This is a genomic window from Vibrio sp. Scap24, assembly GCF_013394185.1.
In the GTDB taxonomy this organism is placed as follows: domain Bacteria; phylum Pseudomonadota; class Gammaproteobacteria; order Enterobacterales; family Vibrionaceae; genus Vibrio; species Vibrio pomeroyi.
Map to the genome: position 1 here is coordinate 649,706 of NZ_CP041333.1, position 16,790 is coordinate 666,495.

Here is a 16,790-nt window from a genome sequence, read left to right on the forward strand (position 1 = left end):
CGGATTTTTGTATACACTAGCCGGAAAATAATAAAGTCGAAGCGCTGCAATAATGGTGGCGCTATCTTCAAAGTCACAGTTTCACTTGGAGAAACAATGAAAACTCGCTCAATCCTTTTATCTGGCCTAATCGCTGCAGCAGTAATGTCTGGCAATGCATTTGCTAACGTTGACCTTAAGAAAAACATGCAAGAAATGAAGCTTGCATTCAAACAAGCGGCAGAAGCTCAAAGCATTGAAGAGATGCAAAAACCTATCGTTCGTTTAGATACGCTAGTGGCAGAGCTAAAAACGGGTGTGTACCCAGTAGAGAAAGAAGAAAACTTCATGGAAGGCTTCAAGAAGATCAGTCTATCGATCGATAGCATTGAACAGAAGTTAGACCAAGGTGATTTCGAGGCAGCAAAACAAGAGCTGCGCACGATTGATGGCCTTCGTGAAGAGTACCACGACAAGCGTAACCCAAGTATCTGGAGCAAGATCTTCGGTTAATGGGTTAATCAGGAGCGTTTGCTTGCTTAACAGTTAACAAAGCCAAACCTCAAGATTCGATTTCTAAAACGCCGCCTATATTTCCCTTTGTTGGAAAATGTAGGCGGCGTTTTTTATTGGTGGCTTTTTAGCCGGCAGCTGTGCACGTACATGAATAATATGGGTTATGTTCTATTCGCGTAACCAGTTTTTAACTAAAAAGAGTGTGCGTTGGCTTCAAGTTTTTAACCTGATGTTAATCTTTACGTTTACCTATATAACAAGTGCCTCATAATAAGGGAAATTTATAAAGATTTGGAATAATGCGCCGAACCTCGTTCAACCTCTCTATGTTACTTGCTACAGCGTTAAGCTGGGCTTTAGTGACATTAATGCCTGTTATCAATGCTCATGGTAACAGTGCGGGAGTGTGGGCGTCGTTGTGTACGGTCAATGGCTTTGAACTGGTTCAAATCGAAGAGGGTGAACCGAATACTCATAAAGGTAAGCCGTGTCCGTTTAGCCATTTTTCCACATTCCACCAAGATGAACTTCCAACTACACTACTCACAACTCGACTGAGTTTTATTGTCTCAGACAGCTACGCTTTTTTGGCTCTAAGCGAACGCTATTCGAGACAAGCCCCCCGTGGCCCTCCCATTGTTACTGCTTAAACCAAACTCATTAAAATAATTAAAAAATATAGTATTAAGTAAAGTTAAACATGCCTTAGTGACTTTCTGATTTTTCAGAAGGTTCGTTTGCGCATGTCAAAGGAAATAATAATGTTGAGAAATGAATCTCAAACTACTGTGAAGGCACAAGCGACTTCGCAGTCTACAAGCAGTGCAACAAGCAGTTCGAAAACCGATATGCAAAGCAAAGAGCGCAATAAAACCCTCTACTTTCTCACCTGGCGCTGGCATTTCTATGCTGGGCTGTTCGTTATCCCATTTATGTTGATGCTAAGTATTACTGGCTTAGTGATGTTGTTCGACGATGAGATCGAACTGGCTTTCCATCAAGAGGCGATTGAAATTGCAGTATCCGGTGAGCCGATCAAAGTTTCGCAGCAGTTAGCGGCAGTCCAACAGCAATATCCACAAGGCTCAGTGACACAGTTTGTCCCAAGCAAAGCGCCTGATTTGGCGAACCGGTTTTCAGTTTCTCTGGAAGATGGCACATCTGTTTTTGCAACTGTGAATCAATACACGGGTGAAGTAGTCGGTGAAGTACCACGCAGTGACAGCCTGTACCAGTTAGCAAACGACATCCACGGCACGTTATTGATTGGCGATTGGGGTGATTATCTGATTGAAGTCGCGATCAGCTTGTCGATTCTGTTGCTAATCAGTGGCATTTACCTATGGTTGCCAAGAGACAACGCGAGCCGTGCAGGCTTTCTTAAGTTGAGAGTGTCATCTGGGACACGCGTACTGATGCGTGATCTGCATGCGAACATAGGTGGCATGTTATCTCTTATTCTGTTGCTCTTTATCCTGTCTGGTTTGGCGTGGACAGGTTTCTGGGGCGGTAAGCTCGTCCAAGCATGGAGCACTTTCCCTGCTCAAATGTGGGATGATATTCCGCTGTCTGATAAGACACACGCATCGCTTAACCATGGCTCAGAAGAAGAGCTTCCTTGGAACTTGGAACAGACACCACTGCCGTTATCTCAAGATAAGCCTGCCGAACATGTACATCATGTCGAAGAGGCTTCGGAACCTCATGATCACTCTAAGATGGGCGATGACCACTCTATGTATGTCATGTCTGCGAGTAGCTTTGCTATTGATGATGTCATTGAGAAAGCACGAGCTCTTGGCTTCACGCAGTACAAGGTGAACTTCCCACGTTCAGAAACCGGTGTGTACACGGTGACAGCGAACACCATGGGCGGCGATATCATCGATCCCACTCAAGATCGTACCACGCACCTAGACCAATATTCAGGTCGTATCCTTGGTGAAGTGACCTGGCAAGATTACAACTTCATCGCTAAGACATTAGCGGTCGGTATCTCTTTGCACCAGGGTGATATTAGTATCATCAACAAGCTTTTAAACGCCTTGTTCTGCTTGGCGTTTATCGTAGTGTCAGTAACTGGCGGTGTGATGTGGTGGATGCGTAGACCATCAGGTCAACGTAAGCTTGGCGCACCACCTAAGTTTGGTGATGCTGGCTTATGGAAGGCTGGTTTAGTGAGTGTTGTGGTTATTTCAGTGCTATTTCCTCTCGCGGGAGCAACGATTGTTACAGCTATGATATTGGATTGGCTGCTGTTCTCACGTGTTGAGAAGTTCAAAGCGGCGTTGAGCTAATTGAACCAAAAACGGACTTTCTTGGCTTGAGAAGGTCCGTTTTTTATTCTGGTGGGAAGTTGAATGAACAGGAAGATTTAGACTTGATACCCCCTATATTTGATAAAGCTCTATATTTCATAGAGCTCTAGCGGCAGGCCGTCTGGGTCTGCGAAAAACGTAAAAGACTTCCCCGTAAATTCATCTACTCGAATCGGTTCGACGTCGATTCCATATCCTTCTAAATAACTTTTTACTTGTTGAACGTCATCAACGCAAAAGGCTAAATGTCTCAGCCCTTGAGCTTCTGGAAAGCTCGGTCTTTCAGGTGCATCAGGGAAACCAAACAACTCTATTTGAGCACCATTAGGGAGTGCTAGGTCAAGTTTGTAAGATTGGCGCGCCGCTCGGTAATTCTCTGCAATAATTTCTAGCTTTAAAATCTCAGTGTAAAAGCGTTTTGAGGCTTTGTAGTCTGAGCAAATAATGGCGGCGTGGTGGATTCCTTTTAGCATCAGTTTATTTCTCCTGCCAACTTTTCACCCAAGTGTTCCATCGCGTAGTCAATGAACACGCGTAGGCGAGCGGGCATATACTTGGTTTGTGCGAACTGCATCGCGATGGCGCCGTGATAGTTACTCTTGATGGTCCAGTCATTTAATACTTGAACAACACTGCCTTCTGCTAATGCGTCTTGAATCACGAAGTCATGGAAGATGCCAATCCCCAAACCTTCTTTCACGCCTTTAAGTCGCATTTGAGAGTGGTTTACTGCGTATCGACCACTGACGGAGACGGTGTGAAACTCATCGTCTTTGAGAAAGTCCCAAATGTGGTCTTTGTCTGTTTCTGCTAGGTACAAACAATCGTGCTGACTCAGGTCTGTTGGGTGGGAAGGTGTCCCTTTGTGACCCAAATAATCAGGGCTCGCGCACAGCACTAAGTTGGTTTTACCTAGTTCTTTTAGTACTAAGCTCTCATCGGGCTTATCGGTCAGTCGAAACGCAATATCGATGCCTTGGCGTAGTATGTCTATATCACCATCAGCAGCGCGTAGCTTAAGTTGGATCTCTGGGTACTGATTAAGAAATGGCACCACAAAAGGTTGAAGTACAGAGTTTAAAAACGCTTCTGGCGCAGCCACCGTGAGCGATCCAGAAGGCTCGGTATGATCCGACGTCGATAATTCAACCGCTTGCTGTGCTGCGTTAATCATGACAACGCTCTGATCGTAAACCAACTGACCAGCCTGAGTGATAATAAGCGTACGAGTAGTTCGCTCAAATAGCTTTACTGACAGTGCTTTCTCTAAACGCGTAATGAGCTTACTGAGTGCGGAAGGCGTTACCCCTAATTGCTTGGCTGCCGCAGTAAAACTGCCTTCGTTTACCACTAGGATAAATGAGGCAAGATCGGGAAGTAGGGCGATGAGTTTGGGGTTGACCATAAGTATCCATAAGAGTCAGCGGTGAGCGTAATGGTTATTGTGAGTGATTCAACTTAATTTGTGAATCAGTTTCATTAATTGGCAAAAGTAAAATGAGTCGTGATGACGTTTAATCATCGATTGTTTAATTACCGATTAGTCTCTTCTTCTGCTCAAGGCATTTGAGCAAATTACCCAACGCCCGACAACATTTAGAATCATGCGACTTAGTGGATTGTCCATCTAATTTACTGTCAATAGCACCTGACATAGCCATACAAAGTATTACAAACTCGCGACATTAAAGCCGATATTATTCAAGAACTTTATGTTCATAAGATTGTCACAAGACAACACAAAAATAATCGGTATCAATAATGGCAAAAATTTGGCTTGTTTCTGCTGTAAGCGTTGCATTGCTTGGCGGCGGTGCATATTTTTATCTGCAATCTTCCACTCAACCAGAGACGTTTCCAACGCTGGTGGTGGAAAAGGGAACCATTGAAAAACAAGCGGTAGCGGTCGGCAATATTGTTCCTGCGCACTCAGTGTCTATTAAGTCGCAAATCGATGGCATTGTGGGTGAGATGTACGTGCTGGTCGGTGAGAAGGTCAAGCAAGGCCAAGCATTGATTAAGGTTCGTCCGAACCCGACGCCGCAAGCACTAACCGATGCATCGACAGATCTCATGCGCAGCGAAGCCGACTTAGAGTCTGCTAAACAAAAGCTGACTAACCTTGAAAGCTTGGTGAAACAAGACATCATCCCTAAAAACTACGATGAATACGTCAGCGCGCGCTCAGCAGTGAAATCCGCTCAAGCGAACGTACTGCAAAAGCGTCAGAACCTAGAACTGATCCGTAGTGGTGAAGCTTCCATTGGTGATGCCCGTTTAACTTCAACCATTTATGCACCAATTGATGGCACAGTATTAAATCGCAAAGTGGAAGTGGGTGAACCAATCATCTCGACTGAATCCAGCCAAGCGGCGACAGAAATGATGTCTCTGGCTGACATGAACAGCCTGATCTTCAAAGGCAGTGTGAGCGAGCACGATGCCGCGCAGCTTACTCCGGGCATGCCTGTGTTACTTACCGTTGCACCTTATCCTGATATGGAAATTTCCGGTGTGTTAACCAAAGTTGCGATCCAATCAGAGAACCTTAACTCGCCAGAAGGTAACGCGACGGCAAAAAGCTTTGATAACGGATTTGAAGTGGAAGTGGGTGAACTGAAGATCCCGAAAGAGATCTTACTGCGTTCGGGCTTCTCATCCACGGCACAAATCACACTGAAGAAATCTGAAAATGTCTTAACCTTGCCAGAGCGAGTACTGCAATTTGATGGCGATACACCAAATGTATTGATTCCAGATAGCTCAGAGCAAGGCTTCCACAAACAAAAAGTGAAGCTTGGTTTGTCGGATGGCATCAACGTAGAAGTATTGGATGGCGTTAAGCTAGACGAAGAAATCATCGATAACAGCATGATGATGGGAGCCGTGCATGGCTAAACGAAACCTATCTAAAATCGGATGCGCGATTCTGGCCGCCACACTCAGCTTACCCAGCTATGCTATCTCGATTGAACAAGCGTGGCAGCAGGCAAAGCAAAATGACCCGAACTACGAGAAAGCCAAAATTGGCGTTCAACTCGGTGAAGTGGGTGTGGATGCAAGCCGCAGCTCACTCTTACCCGGCTTAAGTGCGACGGCTTCGGCGAATTGGAATGAATCCACTGACAATACCAACAGTTATGGCGCATCGCTTTCTCAAACTATTTGGGACAGCAGCTTATGGTCAGATTTGGATCAAGCCAATGCCAACTACATCAAATCTCAGCTAGAGCTGACTCAGTCACACAATGAACTAGCTAAAAGATTGCTTTCATCGTATTTGGATGTGGCAAGCGCGCAGGGGGATCTGCTACTTGCGCAGTCCAAACTGGAAGAAGGCAACAAACTGCTGAAGATCATCGAGAAACGTTACCGAGCAGGTAAAGTGAAATCGGTGGACGTAGAAGAGATTCGTGCGACACAAGTTGCAGATAAAGCCGGTATTTTGAATGCGCGCTCAGATTTAGAAGTCAAACGAGCAGAACTGGCGGCTTTGATCAACCAAGTTCCCCAAGACGTTGACCAAATTCGCATAGACTCCCTTGTCCAACCGCCAATGATGGTGGAATCGCAAGAACAATGGCTAAAGCTTGCTAAAGACAGTAGCCCAGAATTGCTGGTAGCAGCACAGAACGTGAAAGCCAGCGAGTTTGCCAAAGACTCTGCCCAAGGCGGTTACTACCCAACGGTGAAAGGTAATGTTGGGTATAACGATGATGACCGACGTAAAGACGGTGAATTCAGCGCTGGCATTACTCTCAGTGTTCCTATTGACTTGAATGGCGCAACGCGTGCCAGAGTGGACGAAGCGTCACTCAATACCTTCAGTGCAAAACAAGACTTACGTAAAGTCGAAATCGACATCCAAAAACGCGTGATTCAGCAGTTTACTCAAGTCGACATTAACTGGAACCAAGTTTTAATGGCGGACGAATTGGTTACTTCTCGTGAGAAAGTGTTGCGCAGCAAAGAGAAACTTTACGATGCAGGTATGTTAGAAGTCTCGGAAGTGATTAGTGCGCACAACAGCTTGTTTGAAGCGAAAAATAGCCTGCAAAACAATCTGTACAACTACTGGCGTCAGCGTATCGGCTTGTTGCAAACCGCAGGTAAGTTAGATGACGACACCATGGTACTGATCTCCCGAGCATTTAACTCATGACCCGTCTATTGCAGCAAACTTTATTACAGCAGACCGTATTGCAGCAAACATGGCAAACACTGATGGCGCATCGCGTGAAGAGCATGCTGGCCATCGTGGCTATTGCTTGGGGGGTAATTTCAGTTGTTGTGTTGATTGCATTGGGTGAAGGTTTTTATCGCCATCAAACTCAGCAGTTGTCATTTATGGTCAACAACGTGCAAGTCGCCTTTCCGTCGAGTACCAGCAAACCTTGGCATGGCTTACCTATGAGACGCGAGATCCAGATCCCGCAGGACAAGGTCGATATGATTGAACAATCGGGTTTTGTGAAGCAAGCATCTAGCGTTTATGCCAAGTGGGATGCGAACGTCACCAATGAAAAAGGGCAGAACCTGACAAGCTTCGTCAGTGGCATTGATTCCCATTACTTCTCGTTGATTCAACGTAAGTTGGAGTCGGGTTCGCGTAACCTTTCACCCAGTGATATTGCCAACCACACCCGCGTTGCGATTTTGGGGGATCAAGTCGCTAGGATGGGGGGAATTCATGTCGGGCAAACCACCAAAGTCAATGGCATTCCATTTTTGGTGATCGGCATTATGAAAGACGAAGATGCGGGCATTTCATTTGGTGATAGCCGCAGAGTTTTTATTCCTCATACTACGTATCTTGATTTGTGGGATGCTAAACCCTGGATGCTGCTACTCAAGCCTGTCGACGGTATGGATAGCAATGCATTCCGGCAAGCCATCGTAAACTTTTATGCCAAACAATTACACTTTGACCCGACCGATAAAGAAGCGATTAACTTGCCAGACTTTAGCGAGGGAGCGGCGGTGATCACGGGTATTTTCCGCGGTATTCAAATCTTCCTGGGTGCAAGCGGCGCAATGACCATGGCGGTTGGTGCGCTTGGCGTTGCAAACATCATGTTCCTCTCTGTGACAGAGCGAACGCGAGAGATCGGTGTACGCTTGGCGATTGGCGCGACGCAAAAATCCATACTCAGCCAGTTCATCCTTGAAGGATTGTTATTGGTGGCTGTTGGTACCGCAGTTGGCTTAATGGTGGCTTACTTGGTGGTGGCACTGCTTGGGTCTATGCATTTGCCGGATTGGTTAGGTTTTCCTGTGATTACGCAAGATTCCATTATTTTGTCATTGTTGGTGACTCTCGTTCTAGCGCTGTTGGCGTCTTACTTTCCGGCAAGGCGAGCATCACGCCTCACCCCCGTAATAGCATTAAGTGCGAGGGCCTAAATATGTTGCTACCAATGAGACAAATCTTTCAGGAAATGGCAGCAGAAAAGCTGCGTTTGGGATTGACCATTCTTGCCGTTGCATGGGCAACCCTATGTATCGCAGCCATGCTGGCGGTGGGCGAGGGCATTCGTCAAGGCGTATTAAGAACAGCGCAAGATGGTAACGGGAACCTGATTTACTTAACCGGGGGCATGGCGACCGTCGATTATGGCGTCTTCCACCAAGGTAAGTTTTTAACCTTAAAAGCCGACGATACCGACGTAATTAAAGCCCTGCCAGAGGTCAAAAGCGTTGCGCCAACTGCCGTTTGGGATGAGCGAATTACAGTCGGTGATCGAGGAATATGGCAAAAACCATTAGCCGTCACGACAGACTTCGCATCTATGACCAACTTAATCCCGATGGATGGCGGACGTTGGCTCAATCCACTTGACCAAAAAGAGATGCGTAAAGTCGTTGTGTTGGGCTATTCACTTGCTGCGGACTTGTTTAACCCTATTGAAGATTTCAGCTGGTTTACCCCTGTGACACTGCAAACCAACCCTGTCGGTGAAAAGGTCAAGATTGGCAGTGAAGAGTTCACCGTAATTGGTGTGTTGAAGAAGAACAGTGCTGAAATCGAACAGGGAGACCAAATCAACTACGCCAGCTTCGTGCCGTTAGCCACGTGGCAACGCTTTCATATTAACGGCGATATCGGAGGCATCAACGTCGAGCCGCAAGCTCATGCTGATCGTGAAAAACTGGCAAAGACCATTCGTCAGGTGATTGCTCGTAAACACGGCGCCAGTGTGAGTGACGAGCAAGTCGTCCAAGTGGAAGACATGTTCCTCAAACAGAAAAGTATGCAGCAGTTCTTGATTGGCTTACAAAGCTTTCTTGGCATCATCGGCTTTGTCACGCTGGCCGTAGCGGGCGTAGGGATTGCGAATGTCATGTACGCGACCGTAAAACGTTCCACCCGAGACATCGGTGTGCGTATGGCAGTTGGTGCCACGCCCACAGCCATTCGTCTTCACTACCTAGTGCAATCACTGATGACCATGATGCTCGGCGGTGTGCTGGGGCTAGGTGTGGCTTACACGCTTGTATCGGCTATCAGCGCCATAAACCTAGAAGGCAACACCTTCTATGAACACCTTGGGAAACCGGTCCCTGAGCTGTCTTGGATCGTTGTTGCGATTGTGATTTCCACCTTGGTGTTTATTGGTGTCGCCTCTGCATGGCTGCCTGCAAACCGCGCTGCCAAAGTGAGCCCATTGGAGGCGCTGCAAAGTGAATAACAAAAATTCTGGAGATAAGATGTCGAACACGCCACTGGTTGATTTGACCAACATTTGTAAATACTACTCAAGCGGAGAGGCGGAAGTACGTGCGCTAGACGGTGTCGACTTGACCATCAACCAAGGTGAATTTCTTTCCATTCTTGGCCCGTCTGGCTCAGGTAAATCGACCCTGATGAACATGCTGGGCTGCTTAGATAAACCGACCGATGGCCAATACCAATTGGGTGGTCAAAACGTCGCAAGTTTAAGCCCGAATGAGCTTGCTGGTATTCGCAACCAAAAGATAGGCTTTGTTTTCCAAAGCTTTAACTTGTTGGAATACGCGACAGCATTGGATAACGTGGCACTACCATTGGTTTACTCTGGCATCAAAGCCAAAGAACGTCGCCAGCGCGCCGCGAAGCTGCTTGAGCAAGTTGGGCTAGGGGACCGCCTCGACCACAAACCAAACCAGCTTTCTGGTGGTCAAAAGCAGAGAGTGGCGATTGCGAGAGCCCTAGTTAACGATCCGCAAATCATCTTAGCGGATGAACCTACAGGGGCATTGGATTCAAAATCCGGCGCAGAGATAGAGGCTTTGTTTAATCGTCTTCATGCAGAGGGACGAACATTGATTATCGTTACACATGATAATTCGCTTGCGGAACGAACTAAGCGAATCGTGACGATCAAAGACGGTAAGGTATTGTCTGACCGCAAAGGGCAACATTACTCAGCCTAGTGCGCTCTTCATTCGCTAATGCCGTGCAACTCATTGCTGGTTTTGATGACTGTTGCGCAAATTGGCTTTCTTTTTACACCAAATGATTGGCCATTAGGTTGGGGAATTGCTTGTTTTATATTAAGTTTAGGAGAAGTGATTGCTTTCCCAACCCTTAATGTACAAATCGATAGAATGGCACCGCCGCACCTCAGAGGCTCTTACTTCGGTGCGGCGGCACTTTACTCTCTTGGCTTTGCTATTGCGCCATTGCTTGGTGGTGTGGTGATAGAGTTGTTGAGCGCATACTGGCTATTTGTGCTCTGCTTCATCCTATGTTTGGTGATGATTTGGTTGTACTGGTTGGCAGAGCATACTGAAGACAGTGTCGAAAGAGAGTCGATGACCCAGAGCTAGCGAGATGAGCCTTGGGTGTTAAGTGACTGATAATAACTAAGGCAACGTGAGTTATGGATAAATCGAATTTTGCACAAAAGTTAAAGTACCTGCGTGAAGAGAAAGCTTTATCTCAGGAAGAATTCGCAGAGTTGCTGTCCCATTCTCATCGGGCATTTTCAGGTGTGAATCAGGTCATGGTGAGCCAGTGGGAAAGGGCGAAGACACTGCCTAGTTTTGTTCGCCGTTTAGGCATTGCGAGCTTCTTCCAGGTTGACTATGACTTCTCTGTTGACGAAATGGTGCAAGTGAAAGCGGCAACTAAGAACGCTGAGCGTCCGTTCAGTGTCGATATCGGTTACGACTATGAGGTGACCAGTGTTGAATCACATAGCCTTAGCTCACTGCCTGCAAAAAGGCTCAGATCGATTCAAGGAATGCATCAAAAGACTTACGGCAAAGATTTTATCGAAGTTGCGAGTCATCTGGGTGTGAAGAGAGAAGATATGCAGGTGCTGTGTTTTCTTTATGAGGGTGTCATCATTGGGCATGTGGTTTACGACGGTGTCAGCAAGATGCTGTGCAGCGTAGGGGCAGTGAGTATCGTCATTCGTCGTAAGATCTTTGATTACATGGCAGACAGCTTAGCTGATACTGAATTCTGTTTTCCTACTCTTGATCCAGCTATGTGTCAGTTTCTTTATGATCTCTATTTAGAGCCTTACATGAGCAAGCTTGGCATGCCATTCTTCAAGGCTGATATTAAAAAAGTGGTGAAAAATCCCTTTTCTCAGAATATCCAAAACAAGCACGATATCTATTTTAAGTACATCCGTTACCATGACTTAAAACAGAAGAAAAAAAGCGTTGAATTTGTTTTAAGCTAACCCTTTCCTTAGCGAGAGTGAGTCATTACATGACCAGTCTAAGATCCGTCAATGGAAGTGGCTTCGAGTACAGGAAACCCTGACAGCGATCGAAGCCAAGCTGGTGGACACGTTGATGGGTATCTACATCCTCAACGCCTTCCGCTACGGTTTCAATTCCAGACGCTTTGCAGTAAGCCAAAGCTTGCTGGATTAACGCAGAGCGAGATCTGTCTTCGCTATTTACAATCGACTTATCAAATTTCACTTCATCGACATCAAGGTTCATCACCTTATTCATGTCTGAGTAACCCATACCGAAATCATCGATAGAGATTTTAATACCAAGCGCTTTATAGCGTCTAACCTGTTCGCAGAGCTCTTCATCCCATTGATCAGCTTCACTGAGTTCGAACGTTAACTGTTTTGCCTTGAATGAAGTATTCCAAAGTAGTTCACGCACCTTTTCTACATTATCTGGGTTCGCTAATACTTTCTTGCTGATATTAACGGCCAAGTTCAAATGTGCTGATAGCGACTTCACTTCAGTTAAAGATTGCTCAAGGACACTAAAGAAGATCTCTTCTTCGTAACCTAATGCGAAAGCACGATCAATGAATACACCAGGTGAAAAGACACCTTCTTCGGGAATATTCAAACGAAACAGAGCTTCCACGCCTGTCACTTTCTCTGCACTCGATTCTACTTTTGGTTGATAAAAGCAGGTGTGCCAGTCGTTTTCGAAGGCTTCTTGAATGATGTGATCGGATAGTGTCATGGGCTTGTTTCTCATCTTATCTTGGTCATCTGTGTAACGGCCGCACATTCTGAGAGAAACAGTAATTCACCACTATATCGTTTTGAGATTAAAAATTGATATTTGATATGAAAGCGAAATTAGGTCGAACTTTCGGTGGATATGGCGCTAAAAAGAACAAGAGAGGGACGTTAATGTGCCCTGTGTCACTGGGATGAACTATTATTCGTGCCTCAGGTTCACTAATGTTTTTCCAACTAAAGGGATAATCGGAATGCGGATGTTCAACTAGAATATAAGCATTAGTTTTACAGTGTAAATGATCGTTTTGAGATCGTTTATATCCCTACATAAAGCGGCGCGTGATGCTGCTGAATAATAATTAGGAAGGAATGAACAATGTCTTCTGCATTTTACCAACAGATTCAAACTCAAATCGAAGAAGTTAAAGAAGAAGGTCTTTACAAGTCTGAGCGCATTATCACTTCTGCTCAAAAAGCAGCGGTTTCTATCTCGACTGGTGAAGAAGTACTAAACTTCTGTGCAAACAACTACTTAGGCCTTGCTAACCACCCTGAATTGATCGAAGCTGCGAAAGGCGGTATGGATCAACACGGTTTTGGTATGGCTTCAGTGCGTTTCATCTGTGGTACTCAAGACTCTCACAAAGAACTAGAGCAAAAGCTATCTACGTTCCTTGGTAAAGAAGACACAATCCTATACACATCTTGTTTTGATGCGAACGCTGGCCTATTCGAAACGATTCTAGGCAAAGAAGACGCAATCATTTCTGATGCTCTAAACCACGCATCTATCATCGATGGTGTTCGTCTGTGTAAAGCAATGCGCTTCCGCTACGCGAACAACAACATGGAAGAGCTAGAGCAACAACTTATCGCAGCTAAAGAAGCTGGCGCTCGTCACACACTTATCGTAACTGACGGTGTGTTCTCTATGGACGGCGTAGTGGCTAATCTTCCTGCTATTTGTGACCTTGCTGATAAGTACGGTGCACTAGTAATGGTTGATGATTCTCATGCAGTAGGTTTCATGGGTGAAAACGGCGCAGGTACTCACGAGTTCCACAATGTTGTTGACCGTATCGACATCATTACAGGTACGCTTGGTAAAGCAATGGGTGGCGCTTCAGGCGGTTACACTTCTGGTAAGAAAGAAGTAATCGACTGGTTACGTCAGCGTTCTCGTCCATACCTATTCTCTAACTCTGTTGCACCTGCAATCGTATCGGCGTCTATCCGTGTTCTAGATCTTCTAGCGGAATCTGGCGACCTACGTACTCAACTATGGGAAAACTCTGCTCACTTCCGTACTCGCATGGAAGAAGCTGGTTTTACTATGGGTGGTGCTGACCACGCTATCATCCCAATCATGCTTGGTGATGCAAAAGTAGCGGCTGAATTCGCAGAGCGCGCTCTAGAGAAAGGCATCTACGTTGTAGGTTTCTCATTCCCTGTAGTACCAAAAGGCCAAGCTCGTATCCGTACGCAAATGTCTGCAGCACACTCTCGTGAGCAACTAGACCGCGCAATCGATGCGTTCATCCAAGTTGGTAAAGACATGGGTATCATCTAATTTTAAAGGGGTGCCACGAGCATCCTTTAATTAGATAGAGCAACACTCAATAGAACATATAGATTTTTGATTCTCGCCTTACAGTTAGGCGAGATGAACTAGGTAACATTATGAAAATTAAAGCACTTTCTAAGCTTAAGCCTGAAGAAGGCATCTGGATGACCGAGGTTGAAAAACCTGAAATGGGTCATAATGATCTTCTTATCCGTATTAAGAAAACCGCAATTTGTGGTACTGACGTACATATCTACAACTGGGATGAGTGGTCACAAAACACAATTCCAGTACCTATGGTAGTAGGTCACGAATACGTGGGTGAAGTTGTTGGCATCGGCCAAGAAGTTCGTGGTTTTGAAATCGGCGACCGTGTTTCTGGCGAAGGTCATATCACATGTGGTCACTGTCGTAACTGTCGTGGCGGCCGTACTCACCTTTGTCGTAACACAACAGGTGTTGGTGTTAACCGCACTGGTGCGTTCTCTGAGTTCCTTGTGATCCCTGCGTTCAACGCATTTAAGATCCCTGCAGAAATCTCTGATGACCTAGCATCAATCTTTGACCCGTTCGGTAACGCAGTACACACAGCGCTTTCTTTCGACCTAGTAGGCGAAGATGTGCTAATCACAGGTGCAGGCCCAATCGGTATCATGGCTGCTGCTGTTGCTAAGCACGTTGGTGCTCGTCACGTTGTAATTACTGACGTTAACGAATACCGCCTAGAGCTTGCTAAGAAGATGGGCGTAACTCGCGCAGTAAACGTGATGGAAGAGAAGCTTGAAGACGTAATGTCTGATCTTGGCATGACTGAAGGCTTCGATGTAGGCCTAGAAATGTCTGGTAACCCATCTGCGTTCAACAGCATGCTGACTAACATGAACCACGGCGGTAAGATCTCTCTATTAGGTATTCCACCATCAGACATGGCAGTAGACTGGAACCAAGTAATCTTCAAAGGTTTGGTTATCAAGGGTATCTACGGTCGTGAGATGTTCGAAACTTGGTACAAGATGGCTTCACTAATCCAGTCTGGCCTAGATCTAACACCAATCATTACTCACCACTACAAAGTGGACGACTTCCAGAAAGGCTTCGACATGATGCGCTCTGGTATGTCAGGTAAAGTAATCCTAGATTGGGAATAAGCAAATAGGGGAGACCCTTAGCTAGTTCTACAATGAAAATGCCCCAAAGGAATTTGGGGCATTTTTGTTTTCTGCGAATCGATTAATTCTTGATGTCGTTGAATGGCTATTTTGAATATCGGCAATCTTTAAAATACGCGCTATATACTGCGTTTAATTTTTAAAGAGGGCTTCAATGGCTTGTAAACCACTTGCACTGATAATTACTGGAATATTATTAACGCCGAATTTTGCGACCGCTAATAGCACTATCTCGAAAGGTAATAGCGACCAAGCAGCAGAGCAGGCAGCAAAGGAACTTGCAAACCCGAACACGGCTTACGCGAGCCTTAACTTAAAGCTCCAATACTCTGGTGGATATGACGGGGGAGGAGACAGCTTCGCTACAGTGTTACAACCAACTCTCCCTTTCCCTATGGATAATGGCGACAAAGTCATCTTCCGTCCTGCTATCTCTTATGTTCAGAATGATTTCAATTTGAATACGCCGACAAGTTTCCAACATATGGATCAGTCAGGAGTGAGCGACATATCTTTCGATCTAGCCTATGCACCCAAAATGGAAGGTGGGACTATTGCTGCTTTTGGTCTGTTTGCTTCTTTACCAACGGGCAGCAACGAGCTTACGGCTGACCAATTTGCTGTCGGCCCTGAGTTTATGTACGGCAAAGTGAGCGCTGAACGCGTTGTTGGTGTGTTCCCAAGCCATCTTTATGGCGTATCTGGCAATGGCGCGGATCACTCTGATACTCGTGTTAACAAGACGTCTACGCAGCTATTTTGGGTGGAGTTATTGGAAGGTGGGTGGACGGTAGGTTCAGCACCGACACTCTCCTACGATTGGAATAAAGATCAGGCCGAAATTCCGTTGAATATTAGCGTAAGTAAAACAACGGTGTTCAACGGTCGTCCTTGGAAGTTTGGTATTGAAGCCAATTACTATATCGAGAAAGACGAAAAGACACGCCCGGACTTCATGCTGAGCTTTAATATCAGCCCAGTCGTTGAGAACAAACTGGCATCTTTGTTCGATTAATCTTGTTTTAGCTGGGTTCGAAGAGAGGCTGGACGCTCGTCGTTTGGCCTTTTTATTAAAACCAATAAGTTAGCCACAAAGCAAATAAAGACACAGCTGAGAGCGTAGCAACCCGCATGCTAAACATAGGCTTGTTCCAACCAAGGCGAGTAACATCTTGCTCTGTTAGTTCTAGGTTGATTTGTTCGTAGTATCTATCGAGTTCGTTCATCGTAATCACCTTGTTAATCACTTCGACAACCAATATAACTGGATAAACGTGTTCGTATAAATCAATGATTTTCTAACAGGCGTTTAGTCAGTCTGAACGATGATTCGTTTAATCTTCAATAGGATGGAACCAAGCTTAAATCTCCCTACAGAAAAGCTAATGAAAACAAAACCAAAAACAGTTTGAAACTAAGAATAAACTTAAAACAAACGATTCGTTTTGAATCGAGATACGACCTATTCTCTATGATAGATTTCAAGCACTTAATCTAATTGTTGGTTTATTAAATGGTACGATTAGACGTTGGAAAGTTATCTAACACACTGAGCAATGCAGGCGTTCCAAAGAAGAGGGCGGTGTTACTTGTCAAAGCATTCAAAGGTTCAATTAACGAAATCGACCCAGTATCTCAATCGTATGTGAACAAAAAGATTGAGAAATCTAGAAATGAAACACTCCAATACCTGTTGGCATTTTTGGGGCTACAGATGATCTTGATTCCGTGTTTTCGCTACATCATGACTAACCTGTAGGCATAAAAAAGTCCGATATCGGCGTACTAATATCGGACTTTGATGCTTAAT

General features: G+C 45.4%; 17 protein-coding genes and 1 pseudogene. 14 read left to right on the forward strand and 4 right to left on the reverse strand.

Annotated elements, in window-relative coordinates; all coding sequences use genetic code 11:
• Nucleotides 1–96 precede the first annotated feature (96 nt).
• The 3 genes from FLM53_RS18515 to FLM53_RS18525 all read left to right on the forward strand — a co-directional run bounded on the left by FLM53_RS18515 (nucleotide 97) and on the right by FLM53_RS18525 (nucleotide 2,792).
• Nucleotides 97–492 carry a cytochrome b562 gene (locus FLM53_RS18515; protein ID WP_105058020.1) on the forward strand — a complete coding sequence of 132 codons (396 nt, stop codon included), beginning with the start codon at nucleotides 97–99 and terminating at the stop codon, nucleotides 490–492.
• Nucleotides 493–794: 302 nt separating this feature from the next.
• A complete protein-coding gene (locus FLM53_RS18520; protein ID WP_176679911.1) occupies nucleotides 795–1,145 on the forward strand; it encodes a hypothetical protein in 351 nt (116 codons plus the stop codon).
• 111 nt (nucleotides 1,146–1,256) lie between these two features.
• On the forward strand, nucleotides 1,257–2,792 hold the full coding sequence (locus FLM53_RS18525) for a PepSY domain-containing protein (RefSeq protein WP_176679910.1): 1,536 nt from the start codon (nucleotides 1,257–1,259) through the stop codon (nucleotides 2,790–2,792).
• Between the two features lie 110 nt (nucleotides 2,793–2,902).
• Here the strand turns inward: FLM53_RS18525 and FLM53_RS18530 are convergent, their stop codons facing one another.
• Both FLM53_RS18530 and FLM53_RS18535 read right to left on the reverse strand, forming a co-directional pair.
• A complete protein-coding gene (locus FLM53_RS18530) occupies nucleotides 2,903–3,286 on the reverse strand; it encodes a VOC family protein (protein ID WP_008216511.1) in 384 nt (127 codons plus the stop codon).
• On the reverse strand, nucleotides 3,286–4,218 hold the full coding sequence (locus FLM53_RS18535; protein ID WP_176679909.1) for a LysR family transcriptional regulator: 933 nt from the start codon (nucleotides 4,216–4,218) through the stop codon (nucleotides 3,286–3,288). Before FLM53_RS18535 ends, FLM53_RS18530 begins: the two co-directional genes overlap by 1 nt.
• Before the next feature lie 356 nt (nucleotides 4,219–4,574).
• Between FLM53_RS18535 and FLM53_RS18540 the strand changes: the two genes are divergently transcribed.
• The 7 genes and pseudogenes from FLM53_RS18540 (at nucleotide 4,575) to FLM53_RS18570 (ending at nucleotide 11,488) form a co-directional block, all read left to right on the forward strand.
• Nucleotides 4,575–5,711, forward strand: a complete 1,137-nt coding sequence (locus tag FLM53_RS18540) for an efflux RND transporter periplasmic adaptor subunit (RefSeq protein ID WP_176679908.1) — start codon at nucleotides 4,575–4,577, stop codon at nucleotides 5,709–5,711.
• Entirely contained in the window at nucleotides 5,704–6,975 is a 1,272-nt protein-coding gene (locus FLM53_RS18545; RefSeq protein WP_176679907.1) for a TolC family protein, read from the forward strand. Before FLM53_RS18540 ends, FLM53_RS18545 begins: the two co-directional genes overlap by 8 nt.
• Nucleotides 6,972–8,216: an ABC transporter permease gene (locus FLM53_RS18550; RefSeq protein ID WP_176679906.1), complete on the forward strand. Its 1,245-nt coding sequence runs from the start codon at nucleotides 6,972–6,974 to the stop codon at nucleotides 8,214–8,216. The genes FLM53_RS18545 and FLM53_RS18550 overlap by 4 nt, the downstream gene beginning before the upstream one ends.
• Nucleotides 8,217–8,218: 2 nt before the next feature.
• Nucleotides 8,219–9,502 (forward strand): ABC transporter permease, encoded by a 1,284-nt coding sequence (locus FLM53_RS18555; RefSeq protein WP_176679905.1) that lies wholly within the window; start codon nucleotides 8,219–8,221, stop codon nucleotides 9,500–9,502.
• A gap of 19 nt (nucleotides 9,503–9,521) precedes the next feature.
• Nucleotides 9,522–10,226 (forward strand): ABC transporter ATP-binding protein, encoded by a 705-nt coding sequence (locus FLM53_RS18560; RefSeq protein ID WP_176680085.1) that lies wholly within the window; start codon nucleotides 9,522–9,524, stop codon nucleotides 10,224–10,226.
• 36 nt (nucleotides 10,227–10,262) lie between these two features.
• A pseudogene (locus FLM53_RS18565) lies at nucleotides 10,263–10,622 on the forward strand (MFS transporter); the annotation flags it as partial.
• A gap of 53 nt (nucleotides 10,623–10,675) precedes the next feature.
• On the forward strand, nucleotides 10,676–11,488 hold the full coding sequence (locus FLM53_RS18570; protein WP_176679904.1) for a helix-turn-helix domain-containing protein: 813 nt from the start codon (nucleotides 10,676–10,678) through the stop codon (nucleotides 11,486–11,488).
• Nucleotides 11,489–11,513: 25 nt separating this feature from the next.
• Here the strand turns inward: FLM53_RS18570 and FLM53_RS18575 are convergent, their stop codons facing one another.
• Nucleotides 11,514–12,245, reverse strand: coding sequence for an EAL domain-containing protein (locus tag FLM53_RS18575; protein ID WP_176679903.1), 732 nt, complete (start codon nucleotides 12,243–12,245; stop codon nucleotides 11,514–11,516).
• A gap of 378 nt (nucleotides 12,246–12,623) precedes the next feature.
• On the opposite strand from FLM53_RS18575, the gene FLM53_RS18580 reads away from it, so the two are divergent.
• The 3 genes from FLM53_RS18580 (at nucleotide 12,624) to FLM53_RS18590 (ending at nucleotide 15,995) form a co-directional block, all read left to right on the forward strand.
• Nucleotides 12,624–13,817, forward strand: coding sequence for a glycine C-acetyltransferase (locus tag FLM53_RS18580; protein WP_176679902.1), 1,194 nt, complete (start codon nucleotides 12,624–12,626; stop codon nucleotides 13,815–13,817).
• A 110-nt stretch (nucleotides 13,818–13,927) separates the two neighbouring features.
• Entirely contained in the window at nucleotides 13,928–14,959 is a 1,032-nt protein-coding gene (gene tdh, locus FLM53_RS18585; RefSeq protein WP_176679901.1) for an L-threonine 3-dehydrogenase, read from the forward strand.
• Between the two features lie 175 nt (nucleotides 14,960–15,134).
• The gene (locus tag FLM53_RS18590) at nucleotides 15,135–15,995 is read left to right on the forward strand and encodes a hypothetical protein (protein WP_176679900.1); all 861 of its coding nucleotides are present in this window, start codon (nucleotides 15,135–15,137) and stop codon (nucleotides 15,993–15,995) included.
• Nucleotides 15,996–16,050: 55 nt separating this feature from the next.
• On the opposite strand, the gene FLM53_RS18595 is transcribed toward FLM53_RS18590, so the two are convergent.
• Nucleotides 16,051–16,206 carry a hypothetical protein gene (locus tag FLM53_RS18595; protein WP_176679899.1) on the reverse strand — a complete coding sequence of 52 codons (156 nt, stop codon included), beginning with the start codon at nucleotides 16,204–16,206 and terminating at the stop codon, nucleotides 16,051–16,053.
• Between the two features lie 287 nt (nucleotides 16,207–16,493).
• Between FLM53_RS18595 and FLM53_RS18600 the strand changes: the two genes are divergently transcribed.
• A complete protein-coding gene (locus FLM53_RS18600; protein WP_176679898.1) occupies nucleotides 16,494–16,739 on the forward strand; it encodes a hypothetical protein in 246 nt (81 codons plus the stop codon).
• Nucleotides 16,740–16,790 lie beyond the last annotated feature (51 nt).